Source organism: Pseudomonas fuscovaginae SE-1 (assembly GCF_000364705.1).
Taxonomy (GTDB): domain Bacteria; phylum Pseudomonadota; class Gammaproteobacteria; order Pseudomonadales; family Pseudomonadaceae; genus Aquipseudomonas; species Aquipseudomonas fuscovaginae_A.
On the sequence record NZ_AQOH01000127.1, the window covers coordinates 18,462 to 30,685 of the forward strand.

The following is a 12,224-nucleotide window of genomic DNA, read 5'->3' on the forward strand; positions in this document are numbered from 1 at the left end:
AAATCACTTGGCCGCGACGGGCTGGTGGATCTCGGCGACGTAGCCGCCAGGGAATTCGACGATCGCCGACTGCCGGCCCGGTTCGGCCTTGGGCTCGACCACCAGGCGCGCGCCCGAGCTTTCGGCCTTGGCCAGGGTCGCGGCCAGGTCGCTCACCTCGTAACCGGTGGTTTCCCGACCATATGGGTAAGGCAGGTGACCGTCGGTGACGAACACGACCATCTTGCCGAAGTCGGACTCCAGCTTGACCCGGCGGATGTGCTTGCCCGGCTCGCCGACCACGGCGCCGTCCAGGCGTTTTTCATCGGCGACGACCTTGCCGTGGGAGAACCCGACGAAGCCCTTGATGAAGGCGTCGGCGCGCTGTTCGGAGAGGTACACGCGGTTCTCCGGTACGGTCTGGAACGCCGCGTAGTCCGGGGTCTTGGTGTGCCAGTAGAGCTGCATGTTCACGCCGCCCGGCCATTGCACCACGGCATCGCGGCCGATCGGATCGGGGAAGTCGTGGACGATGACGTCGGCGCCATGCTTCTTCGCTTCGGCCAGGGCCACGTCGAGGTCCTTGACCAGGTAGCCGTTGCGCTCGGCACCGAACGGGTACGGGACCGGCGTGGTGAAGCCGAACAGCGACACGGTACCGACCGGCGTCTGCAGCAGCTGGGAGGTGGTGCTGCTGGGAACGGGCAGTACGTTGACCACGACCTGAGGCGTGCTCTTGCCGCCGAAGGTGGCGAGGAAGCTCTTGACGAACGGATCGACGTCGCCCGGGGCCACATACACGTGGCTGGTGTCGTACTGCGGCGCGACGGCCACGCGGGTGGAGGTGGCGGCATGGGCCGACAGCGAGGCGGTGAGTCCCAGTGCCAGGGCCAGGGAGAGCGGCTTGAATGAATGTTTCATTGAATACCCTTTCAATTGGAGGTGAGCAGTAAGGGCGCCCTCATCGGGTGGCGGGCGCCATGACGTTGCGGATGGCTTGAGAGTCAGGGCTATCGGGTTGCGGTAGTTCGGTGCGGGGAGGGCGCGGGCAACGCGCCCTCCGTCGATACGGGAGCGCTCAGTCGGCGGCGAGCCAGGCGGCCAGCCAGCGGGTCACCCTGGGCATGATCAGGTAGGTGACGAGGCCGACGATGCAGGCGGTGATGATCAGGTTGCTCGGCACGATGCCACCCAACGCCGGATAGGCCTGGAACGTCGGGCCCCAGAGTTGCGGAATCACCATCGACAGCGGCGCGATCACCACGTAGCTGAGCAGCGCCTGCTTCCACTTCGGCGGCTGCCTGGAGTCGCTGTGGTTGGGGGTGAACCAGAACTCGGCCTGGCTTTCGATCTCGGGATGGTCTTGCTCTTCCAGCATCGGCGCGACTTCGCGGATCAGTTGCTCGCGCAGTTGCGAGTTGATCCAGGCCTGCAGGCGGGTGGAGTCGATGAAGCGCACGATGGTGGTGAAGGTGTTGTCGGTTTCGCCCGGACGGATGACGTTGACGCCCAGGTGGCCTTCCTGCGACATGGCGGCGCGCACCGAGGTCTTGAGCCAGGCTTCGTACTCGGCCAGGTACGCCGGGCGTACGCGGTGTCTGACCACAAGTGTCACGATGTCATGGGTTGCGGTCATGGTCGGCATGGCGAAATCTCGGAGAGGAAAACATGCCGCACAGGATAGGGAGTGAGAACCATCCGTGATTGAACACCTGTGCTGTCTTCCCGATGCCCCGTGGCAGACGCCTCGCTACTCGCCCAGCGTCGGCACGAACATCCCGGTTTTCACGTTGCTCATCGACACCAGTGTCTTGAAGCGCTTGACGTTGTTGTTCTCGAAGAACAACTGCCGGGTCAGCTCGGTGTACTGCTCCATGTTGCGCACCAGCATGATCAGCACGAAGTCGCACTCGCCGGCGACGTAGTAGCACTGCTGCACCTGGGGGCAGGCCAGGAAGCTGCGCTTCATCTCGTCGAGCAGGTCCAGGCGTTCGTTCTCCACTTCCACCTCGGTGATGACCGTGAGGGTGTAGCCCAACACCTGGGCGTCGACCTGGGCCACCGTGCCCTTGATCACTCCCTGGGCGGAGAGTTTCTTCAGGCGCCGGTTGACGGCGGCGGAGGACAGGTTGACCTGCGCCCCCAGGTCCAGTTGCGAGGTGCCAGCGTCGCGTTGTACCGCGTCGAGCAGTGCCAGGTCAAAGTGATCGAGGTCCATGGGGAGCCTTCCGTAAAGCAGTGGCGAGAGATGCCTTGAAGGCGCAATAAAATTGCATCTAATGCCTGGAAATCAAGCTTTTCGTACACCGGATGCGAATAAAATTCTTCCATGATCGATAGCGAGGGCTGCGCCGACCGGTGCGCGGTCCCGGAGGAATGGACGGATGAAGGCAAGTACACCACTGCAATTGAACGGTCCGCTGCTGCTGCAGCAGATCCAGGCGCTGGGCCAGATCGGCGCTGATACCGAGCAGGGTGGCCGCACCCGGATCGCCTTGACCGACGCGGAAAAGGCCGGCCGCGACCTGCTGGTCGGCTGGATGCGCGAACTCGACCTCGACGTCCAGGTCGACCGCATCGGCAATATCTTCGGCACCCTGCGTTCGGCCAGCGACAACGGCGAGCAGCGGCCGCTGATGATGGGCTCGCACATCGACACCGTGACCAACGCCGGGGCGCTGGATGGCTGCTATGGCGTGCTGGCAGGTCTCGCGGTGATCCGCGCGTTTCGCGAGGCCGGCGTGCTGCCGCAGCGCTCGATCACGGTCGGCGCGTTCACCAACGAGGAGGGCGTGCGCTACCAGCCGGACATGATGGGCTCGCTGGTGTATGCCGGCGGCCTGTCGGTGGAGGAGGCGCTGGACACCATCGGTACCGATGGCACGCGCCTGGGTGACGAACTGCTGCGCATCGGTTATGCCGGCGCCCTGGAGCCGGGCGCCATCGTGCCCCATGAGTACATCGAATTGCACATCGAGCAGGGGCCGATTCTCGAAGCCGAGCACACCCTGATCGGCGTGGTCGAGAACCTGCAGGGCATTTCCTGGCAGCAGGTCGAGGTCAAGGGCAACGCCAACCATGCCGGCACCACGCCGACCCGCCTGCGCCATGATGCCGGCTTCGTCGCCAGTGCCATCGTCGCCGAGTTGCGTACCATCGCCGTCGAGGCCGGCTCGACCCTGGCCACCGTCGGCTGCATGAAGTTCGAGCCGGATGTGATCAACGTCATCCCGCGCAGGGCGACCTTCACCGTCGACCTGCGCGACCCTGACGAGGGCCGGCTGGTCAGTGCCGAACAGCGCCTGAACCAGTACCTCGTCGACATCGCCGAACGCGAGGGCGTGACCATCGCCACCGAGCGCCTGGTGCGCTTCCAGCCGGTGATCTTCAATGCCGAACTGGCCGATGAAATCGAGGCCAGCGCCCGGAGCTTCGGCCTCAGCCACCGGCGCATGACCTCCGGTGCCGGCCACGATGCCCAGATGATCGCGCGCATCGCGCCGGCGGCGATGATCTTCGTCCCCAGCCGTGGCGGCATCAGCCACAACCCGCGCGAGCACACCGATGACGAACAGCTGATCCAGGGCGCTGAAGCCCTGCTCGACGTCGTCAGCCGCCGCCTTGGCGTTTCCTGATTCCAGCTTTTCATCCTGCGCCGCTGAACACCGGGTTCAGCGGCATCGGCCCCGCTTTGCCTGTCAAAAGGAGTTCCTGATGTTGATCGCCAACCCCAAGGCCACCCGCCAACCGTACCCCGACTCGCTGAAGTCGGTCATGAGCATTGAAAAGGCCCGGCAGAGCCGTCAGTGGCTGGCGCCCTGGGCCCGGTTGAATGCCGGTGCCACGCCGCTGTATTCGCTGCCCGACCTGGCCCGTGAGCTGGGCATCGCGCAACTGTCGGTCAAGGACGAGTCGGTGCGCTCGGTACTCGGCAGCTTCAAGGCACTGGGGGCGCCGGTCGCGTTGCTGCGGCTGATCCTGAGTACCTTTCCCGAGCAACGCTTCGAACCGCACAAGCTGCTCGAAGGCCAGTACGCCGATGTCCTGGCGGACTTCACCGTGATCAGCGCCACCGACGGCAACCATGGCAAGGGCCTGGCGGCCGCGGCGCAGAGCATCGGTTGCCGCTGCGTCATCGTCCTGCATGCCAATGTCAGCGTCGAGCGCGAGGAGGCGATTGCCGCCTACGGCGCGACCATCGTGCGCATCGCCGGCAACTATGACGAGTCGGTGGAAGAAGCGGCGGCGCTGGCCCTGGCCAACGACTGGATCGTGGTCTCCGACACCTCCTATGAAGGCTACGAAGTGATTCCCCGCGATGTCATGCAGGGCTACGGCACCATCGCCGCGGAAATCGTCGAGGCCACTGCCGGCGGTGCCACCCCGGCGTTCAGCCATGTGTTCCTGCAGGGCGGGGTCGGTGGCCTGGCCGCCGGCATCGTCAGCTACCTGTGGGAGCAGCATGGCGAGCAACGGCCGACTTTCGTGATGGTCGAGCCGGTGCAGGCCGATTGCCTGTACCAGAGTGCAGTGCAAGGCAAGCCGGCGAAGGCTACCGGTTCGGTGGACTCGGTGATGGCCGGCCTGGCCTGCGGGGAAACCTCGCCGCTGGCCTGGCGGTTCCTGGAACCCAGCGTCGATTTCTTCATGACCATCGAGGACGACGAGGCCGTGGCCGCCATGCGCCGCCTGGCAGCCGGCAGCGCCGGTGACATTCCGCTGGTGGCGGGCGAGTCGAGTGTTGCCGGCCTGGCCGGTCTCGTGCGCCTGGTCAAGGACGGCGGGGCGACGGATATCGGCCTCGACGCCACCTCGCGGGTACTGATCATCAGCACCGAAGGCGCCACCGCGCCGGGTGTGTACGCCGAGCTGCTGGGGGAAACCGCCAGCTCCGTCCTGAGCCGCCAGAAAGCCTGGGCCGCGCCGGCCTGATCCGCCCGCAAGCCAACGCCTGCGCGCTGGTCGAGGCCGGTGCGCGCGTCGCTCCACACAAAAAGAATAATCGCAGACTCCATGAACAAGATAAAACGCGACATCAGCCCCTGGTCGCTGATGCTGACCGGCCTTGGCTCGATCATCGGTTCGGGCTGGCTGTTCGGCGTCTGGCACGCCTCGGCCATCGCCGGGCCGGCGGCCATCCTGGCCGTTTCCCTGGGCTCGTGCACTGGTCCTGAACGGCGAACTGACCCCCAGCGGGCTGGTCGCCAGCGCCGGTCTGGTGATGGTCTACTTCGCGCTCAACTATTGGGGCGTGAAGCTGTTCGTCAAGACCAACACGGCGATCACCGTGTTCAAGCTGGTGGTGCCGGCGCTGACCGCAGTGGCCTTGATCTCCAGCCGTTTCAATACCGACAACTTCGGTGACGGCAGCCTGTCGAGCTTCGCGCCCTACGGCTGGTCGGCGGTGTTCACGGCGGTGGCCGCCAGCGACATCGTGTTCAGCTACAACGGCTTCCAGAGCCCGGTCAGCCTGGCCGGCGAAGCGCGCAATCCCGGCCGTAGCATTCCCTTCGCGCTGATCGGTTCGGTGGTGATCGCCCTGGTCATCTATGTGCTGCTGCAGATCGCCTTTATCGGTGCGGTCAGCCCCGAGAGCATCGCCGACGGCTGGCACCGGCTGAACTTCGATTCGCCCCTGGCGCAACTGGCCCTGGCGTTGAACCTGAACTGGCTGGCGATGCTGCTGTACCTGGATGCCTTCGTCAGCCCCTCGGGCACCGGCTCCATCTATACCGCGACCACCGCGCGGATGATCTACGCGATGGAGAAGAACAACACTCTGCCCAGGATCTTCGGCCAGTTGCACCCGCTGTACGGCGTGCCGCGCCAGGCGATGTGGCTGAACCTGGCGGTGAGCTTCGTCTTCCTGTTCTTCTTCCGTGGCTGGGGCATCCTCGCGGCGGTGATTTCCTGCACCGAGTTCATCACCGACGGCATCCGCAACGCGATCCTGACCCATGTCACGATCATGGGCGACACCCGCAGCTACAGCCCCGAGGTGCAGCGTCTGCTGGAGACACGGATGTGCGAGATCAGCGAAGGCATCTGCCACCTGCATGGTGCCCGCTGCGAGTTCGAATACACCCATGAGTTCGCCCCGACGGTGAACTGGGCGGACAACACCGCGCTGGCCGTGGGGCGGGTGGTGGGTGAACAGGCCGTGGATGCGCAGGTGTCGCCGATGATGATCTCCGAGGATTTCGGTGCCTTCATTCAGCAGGTGCCGGGCAACTTCGTGTTCATCGGCAATGGGGCGCAAGGGGAGGAGGGGGCGACGCCGTTGCACAACGCCGCCTATGACTTCAATGACGCGATTCTGGCGACCGGCGCGCGTTACTTCGCTGAGGTGGTGCGCTTGAGCCTGCCGGCCTGAGGTTTTTCCAGGTTGTTCCCATGGTGCGGCTGATGGTCCTTTCGCGGGCAAGCCGCGCTCCAGGGACGATGTCGTACGCAGAATTTGCGAACGCCTCATGTCTGTAGGAGCGCGGCTTGCCCGCGAAGGCGTCAGTCGCTTTCCTGATCAGCCAATGGCCTGACGCGTGGTGGCCAGGATCAGTTGGCGTCGATCCAGATGGTCTTCAGCTCGGTGTACTGGTCGTGCGCCCACTGGGACTTGTCGCGACCGCCGAAACCGGACTGCTTGTAGCCACCGAACGGCGTCGAGGCATCGCCTTCGCCGAAGGTGTTGACGGTGACGATACCGGCACGGATTTCCCGCGACAGGCGCAGCGCGTTGCGCAGGCTGCCGGTGTAGGCCGAGGCGGCCAGGCCGTAGAGGGTGTCGTTGGCGAGCTCGATCGCCTGGTCGAGGGTCTTGAACGAGGTCACGCTCAGTACCGGGCCGAACACCTCTTCACGAAACAGGGCGTTGTCGGATGGCACGTTGTCGACCACGGTCGGCTCGACGAAGCCGTCGGCAGCCTTGCCACCGAAGAGGATCGACAGCTTGTCGCCGGCGGCCTGTTCGATGTAGCTGCGCACTTTCTCGAAATGCGATTTGCTGACCAGCGAACCCAGGCGGTTGGCCGGGTCCAGCGGGTCGCCCAGGCTCCAGTCGCGCAGTTGCACGCCGATGCGCTCGAGCAGGGCGTCCTTGATGTTTTCGTGGACGATCAGGCGCGAGGAGGCCGAGCAGTTCTCGCCCATGTTCCAGAAGGCGCCGTTGACCACGTGACGGGCCACGCGATCCAGGTCCTCGACGTCGTCCATGACCACGGCCGGGTTCTTGCCACCCAGCTCCAGCACGATGCGCTTGAGGTTGGACTCGGCGGCGTATTGCAGGAACAGGCGACCGGTGTCGGTCGAGCCGGTGAAGCTGACCATGCTCACGTCGTCATGACGGCCCAGGGGCTCGCCGACTTCCTTGCCACCGCCAGGCACCACGTTGAACACGCCGGCCGGGATGCCGGCCTGGTGCGCCAGTTCGGCCACGCGCAGGGCGGTCAGGGTGGTTTCCTTGGCCGGCTTGACCACGATCGAGCAACCGGCGGCCAGGGACGGGCCGATCTTCCAGGCCAGCATCAGCAATGGGAAGTTCCACGGCAGCACCAGGCCGACCACGCCGATCGGCTCGCGCACGACCAGGGTCAGGGCACCGGAACCGGTCGGGGCGGTGGCGTCGTAGATCTTGTCGATCAGTTCGGCGTGCCAGCGCAGGGTGTGGATGGTCTCCGGTACGTCGGTGGCCTGGCACTCGCCCACCGGCTTGCCGCTGTCCAGGCTTTCCAGCACGGCCAGCTCGTGGGCGTTGTCTTCCAGCAGTTGGGCGAAGCGCAGCAGCACGTGCTTGCGCTCACCCGGCGAGAGCAGATGCCAGCGACCGTCGTCGAAGGCTTCCTTGGCCGCGGCCACGGCCACGTCGACGTCGCTGCTGTCGCAGGCGCTGATCTTCGCCAGCAACTGGCCGGTGGCCGGGTTGAAGGTGTCGAAGGTCCGGCCGCCCAGGGCGTCGCGGAATTCACCGCCGATGTAGGCCTGGGTCGGAAATTTCAGGTTGGCGGCAATCGCCGCGTATTCGTCTTTGCTCAGTACGTCGGCCATCTGCTTAGGCTCCCTTGATTGCGGCGACTTTGGCCTTGAGGGTCTTGATGATTTCCTGCAGGGCGGCTTGCTCCTGCTCGTCCAGGCCGCTCAGCGGCGCGCGCACGCCACCGGTGACCAGGCCGTTGAGGGCCACGCCGTGTTTGATCGACTGGACGAACTTGCCGCCTTCGAGGAAGTCCATCAGCGGCATCATCGCGGCCATGATCTTGCGGCCCTTGGCGAAGTCGCCTTCGAGCACGCAGGCTTCGTACAGGGCGATGTGTTCGGCCGGGATGAAGTTGGAGCCGGCGCAGACCCAGCTGCGCGCGCCCCAGGCGAAGAATTCCAGGGCCTGGTCGTCCCAGCCGCAGGACAGGGCGATGTGTGGGTAGCGCTCGGCGAAGTGGTGGAGACGGGCGATGTCGCCGGAGCTTTCCTTGATGGCGGCGATGTTGCGGCTGCCGCTCACGGCTTCGAAGAACTCGGGGCCCATGTCGACGCTCATGCGGCCCGGGTAGTTGTAGAGCATGATCGGCAGGCCGGCGGCGCGGTCGACCGCCAGCACGTGGTTGGCGATTTCCTGCTGGGTCGGCAGTGCGTAGGGTGGCGAACCGACCAGGATGGCGTCGACCTTGGCCGCCTTGGCGGCTTCGGCGTAGGCGACCGACTCCTCGGTGCGGATGGCGCCGGTACCGATCACCAGCGGGGTGCGGCCGTTGATCACCTCGGCGGCCAGGCGGGTCAGGTCCAGGCGCTCCTGGAGGCTGTGAGCGTAGTACTCGCCGGTCGAGCCACCGATGATGATGCCGTGGACCTTCTGCTCGATCAGGTATTCCAGGACCTGGGCGAAGGCGTCGGTGTCGATGGAGCCGTCAGCGGCCAGGGGGGTGATGGCGGGGGTAAAGATACCGTCGAAGTTCATCATTGTTCTCCAGAGAAACAAGGGTCGGGTGGCGCTGCCGGCGAACGGGGTGCTGGCGGCGCCGGTACTACGGGTTTCAAGGCAGTCAGGTCAGCGAAGCGGCTTGTTGCAGGTTCAGCGAGCGGGTTTCCGGGGCCAGGCCCCAAGAGAAGGCCAGGCCGACGAAAGTGACGATGGCGGCGGCGTACATGGTCTGTTCGATACCGATGCTGTCCAGGGCCGCCGGTACCAGCCAGGTGCCGATCGCGGCGCCGACGCGCGACATCGAGGTGCCGACGCCCACGGCCTGGGCACGGATCTCGGTGGGGAAAATTTCGTTCGGGTACACCAGTTGCAGCACCTGGGCACCGCCGATGAACAGCGCGTAGGCGCCGAACAGGGTGAGGATCACCAGGCCCGAAGCGTTGTGCGAGGCGCCCAGGGCGAGCAGGGCCAGGCCGGACCAGAAGAAGCTGTGGATCAGCATCCGGCGACGACCCAGGCCGTTGATCAGGCGGGTGGCGACGATGCAGCCGACCACGAACAGCAGGGTGATCGCCACCGAGCCGACCGAGGCCAGGGTGCCGTCCAGGTTGAGCGCGCGCAGCACTTGCGGGGCGAAGGCGTATACGGCGAACACCGGAATCACCGAGCAGGTCCAGAACATGGTGACGAACAGCATGCGTTTGCCGTAGCCCGAGTGCAGCAGGCTCAAGATCGAGACTTTGCGCTCGGCCGGTTCTTCCGGCAGGTTGGCCAGCGAGTACGAAGGGCCGAACACCTGCTGGATGATCGCTTCGGCTTCCTGGGCACGACCTTTCTTGAGCAACCAGCGGGGCGACTCGGGGGTGCCCAGGCGTACCAGGAACAGCAGGGCGCCAATCACCGCGGCACTGGCCAGAACCAGGCGCCAGGCATCGGGGCCGGCGACGTGGATCAGCAACTCACCCACCAGGTAGGCGAAGGCGGCACCGGCGAACCAGAGGATGGTCAGCGTCGCCAGGCGTGGACCGCGATACTTGCGCGGCAGGAATTCCACCAGCAGAGCGGTGGCGACCGGGTATTCGATGCCGATGGCGACTCCCAGCAGCAGGCGGGCGATGAAGATCTCTTCACCGGATTGGGCCCAGAGCTGGGCCAGCGAGCAGAGGATGAACAGGGTCGGGCCGACGAAGAAGATGCGCTGACGACCGAAGCGATCAGTCAGCCAGCCGCCGACGAAACCGCCGAAGAAGATCCCGATCAGCGCCGAAGCGGCGATCAGTCCTTGCCAGAAGGCATTGAGGCTCAGGGCGGCGGCCATGTGCACCATGGCCACGCCGACGATGCTCAGTACGTAGCCGTCGACGAAGGAGCCGCCGCCCGAGCGGACGGTCAGGCGCTGGTGAAAGCGGTTGAGGGGGGCGTCTTCGATCGAGTGATTGTTGTTTTTCATATTGTCTCCACGTGTTGATCGTTCGTGGCTTCCGGCCTGATGCGGACGGGGCCGGGCCGCACCGCGATATCCGGGGAGGGTCGCGGCAAATCGTTCAGGAGGCCGTCTGGAGCGGGCCCTGTTTTCAGCTCTCCGCGCCGGCGCGGTACTGACCCCAGCGCAGGTTCATGTTCACGCCCATCGACAGGAACGGTTGTGGCGGGTTGGCGCAAGGACCCGGGGCCTTGAGCAGGAACCGGGTGAGTTCGTCTTCCTGGCCGCTGAGCCAATCGCCCAGCAGCTTGCCGGTGGCGCTGCCGCGGGTGACGCCCAGGCCGTTGCAACCCAGGGCGCCATAGACGTTGGGTGCCAGTTGGCCGAAGAAGCCGTTGTGGTTGCGGGTCATCGCCAGGGCGCCGCCCCAGGTGTATTCGAAATCCACGTTCGGCAGCATCGGGAAGCGCCGGGCGTAGGAGGCGCGATGACGTTCGATGAAGCGTTCCAGGTAGCGCTCCCGGGCGCGGCCGTCCGGGTTGAAGCTGAAGCTGTTGCGGATCAGCAGACGCTGGTCCGGGGTGCGGCGCACGGTGGTGCCGAACGGATCGGCGGGGATGATGCCCCAGTACGGATCGCCGCCCAGGCGCGTCTGTTCTTCGTCGGTGAGCGGGCGGGTGATGCTGGCGTAGGTGAAGATCGGCAGCATGCGGCCCTTGAGGAAACCGAAGTGCATGCCGAAGGCGTTGTTGGCCAGGACCAGGCGGTCGGCCTCGATGCTGCCGTTGGCATGCTTGAGGACGATACGCGGGCTGTACCCGACTTCGAGGATTGGCGTGTGTTCGTATAGGCTGACGTTGCCGGGCAGGGTGTCGGCCAGGCCCTTGACCAGGGCCGACGGCTGGATCAGCGCGGTGCCGGGGGTGAACAGCGCCTGGCGGTAGAAGCCAGTGCCGACCCGCTGGCGCAGGGCCTCGGCACCGACCATCTCGCACGGCTCGCCGAGCTTCTCCAGGCCACGCCGGTAGGCGTCGAGCACGGCCATGCCGCGATCCTCGACGGCGGCCTGGTACTTGCCGCAGAAGGTCATCTGGCAGTCGATGCCGTAGGTGTCGACCAGTTGCTTGAGGTAGCGCTGGCCGGACAGATTCAGCTTGAGCACGGTCTTGGCGGTGTCGATGTCGCCGATGTAGTCCTCGGCGCCGATGTCGTGGGGCAGGTCGATGGCGAAACCGGCGTTACGCCCGGAGGGGCCGAAGCCGACCTCCTGCGCTTCCACCAGAATCACTTCGTCATCCGGATGACCCAGCGCCAACTGGCGAGCGGCGGCCAGGCCGGTGAACCCGGCGCCGACCACCACCCAGCGCGCCTTGGAGTGGCCGGTATGCGCGGGGCGGGCCTGGCGCTTCTGGCTGAGGTGATACCAACCGCAGGTCTTGTCGTCGGCTGGAAGGGAACTGATCTGTACCATGGGCACCGCTCTTTTGTTATTTGACATCACCCGTGGGCGATACGGATCGTCACGGAAAACTTGATGTATACATGTTGTATCCATAAATATGCGGCAGGTTGTCGCGGCTGTCGAGTGCCGTTGGGCCTGCTCGTGAGCAAAGTGCTGCAAATGTCGTTGGCAGGCGATGGGATGTCGCAGGCAAACTGATCGACCTGGACGACGTGCCGGGAAACCGGCTGAAGAGGGCAGGCACGTCTCGGAAATCGGTGTTTATCGATTTCCGACAGACTCATACTTAAAACCGACTATTTCCCGTATGACGAATTTCGGTTAACTAATTGATTTAAAACGTAAAAATCTAAATCCATCTTGTGTTCGTTGTGTATACACAGTGAATTCAATGGATTGACCACGCCCGAGTTGCGTGGGAGTCTGTTCTCAACCACGGTGCCATCACTGGC

10 protein-coding genes are annotated in these 12,224 nt (G+C 65.0%); 3 read left to right on the forward strand and 7 right to left on the reverse strand.

The features are described from left to right. Positions 1 to 3: 3 nt before the first annotated feature. From K675_RS0113180 to K675_RS0113190, 3 genes are all read right to left on the reverse strand, one after another. Positions 4 to 900 carry a hypothetical protein gene (locus K675_RS0113180; protein ID WP_017903984.1) on the reverse strand — a complete coding sequence of 299 codons (897 nt, stop codon included), beginning with the start codon at positions 898 to 900 and terminating at the stop codon, positions 4 to 6. A gap of 157 nt (positions 901 to 1,057) precedes the next feature. Beyond that, entirely contained in the window at positions 1,058 to 1,624 is a 567-nt protein-coding gene (locus K675_RS0113185; RefSeq protein ID WP_017903985.1) for an antibiotic biosynthesis monooxygenase, read from the reverse strand. A gap of 105 nt (positions 1,625 to 1,729) precedes the next feature. Then, the gene (locus K675_RS0113190) at positions 1,730 to 2,197 is read right to left on the reverse strand and encodes an Lrp/AsnC family transcriptional regulator (RefSeq protein ID WP_017903986.1); all 468 of its coding nucleotides are present in this window, start codon (positions 2,195 to 2,197) and stop codon (positions 1,730 to 1,732) included. A gap of 166 nt (positions 2,198 to 2,363) precedes the next feature. Between K675_RS0113190 and K675_RS0113195 the strand changes: the two genes are divergently transcribed. The 3 genes from K675_RS0113195 (at position 2,364) to K675_RS33360 (ending at position 6,352) form a co-directional block, all read left to right on the forward strand. After that, on the forward strand, positions 2,364 to 3,614 hold the full coding sequence (locus K675_RS0113195; RefSeq protein WP_017903987.1) for a Zn-dependent hydrolase: 1,251 nt from the start codon (positions 2,364 to 2,366) through the stop codon (positions 3,612 to 3,614). Between the two features lie 79 nt (positions 3,615 to 3,693). Further along, positions 3,694 to 4,911 carry a diaminopropionate ammonia-lyase gene (locus tag K675_RS0113200; protein WP_017903988.1) on the forward strand — a complete coding sequence of 406 codons (1,218 nt, stop codon included), beginning with the start codon at positions 3,694 to 3,696 and terminating at the stop codon, positions 4,909 to 4,911. Positions 4,912 to 5,044: 133 nt separating this feature from the next. Continuing rightward, positions 5,045 to 6,352, forward strand: a complete 1,308-nt coding sequence (locus K675_RS33360; RefSeq protein WP_198291643.1) for an amino acid permease — start codon at positions 5,045 to 5,047, stop codon at positions 6,350 to 6,352. Between the two features lie 179 nt (positions 6,353 to 6,531). Here the strand turns inward: K675_RS33360 and K675_RS0113210 are convergent, their stop codons facing one another. The 4 genes from K675_RS0113210 to K675_RS0113225 form a co-directional block, all read right to left on the reverse strand. After that, entirely contained in the window at positions 6,532 to 8,019 is a 1,488-nt protein-coding gene (locus K675_RS0113210) for an aldehyde dehydrogenase (protein WP_017903990.1), read from the reverse strand. 4 nt (positions 8,020 to 8,023) lie between these two features. After that, positions 8,024 to 8,923: a dihydrodipicolinate synthase family protein gene (locus tag K675_RS0113215; protein ID WP_017903991.1), complete on the reverse strand. Its 900-nt coding sequence runs from the start codon at positions 8,921 to 8,923 to the stop codon at positions 8,024 to 8,026. A gap of 85 nt (positions 8,924 to 9,008) precedes the next feature. Further along, on the reverse strand, positions 9,009 to 10,337 hold the full coding sequence (locus K675_RS0113220; protein WP_017903992.1) for an MFS transporter: 1,329 nt from the start codon (positions 10,335 to 10,337) through the stop codon (positions 9,009 to 9,011). Between the two features lie 124 nt (positions 10,338 to 10,461). Beyond that, positions 10,462 to 11,781, reverse strand: coding sequence for an NAD(P)/FAD-dependent oxidoreductase (locus tag K675_RS0113225; protein WP_017903993.1), 1,320 nt, complete (start codon positions 11,779 to 11,781; stop codon positions 10,462 to 10,464). Positions 11,782 to 12,224 lie beyond the last annotated feature (443 nt).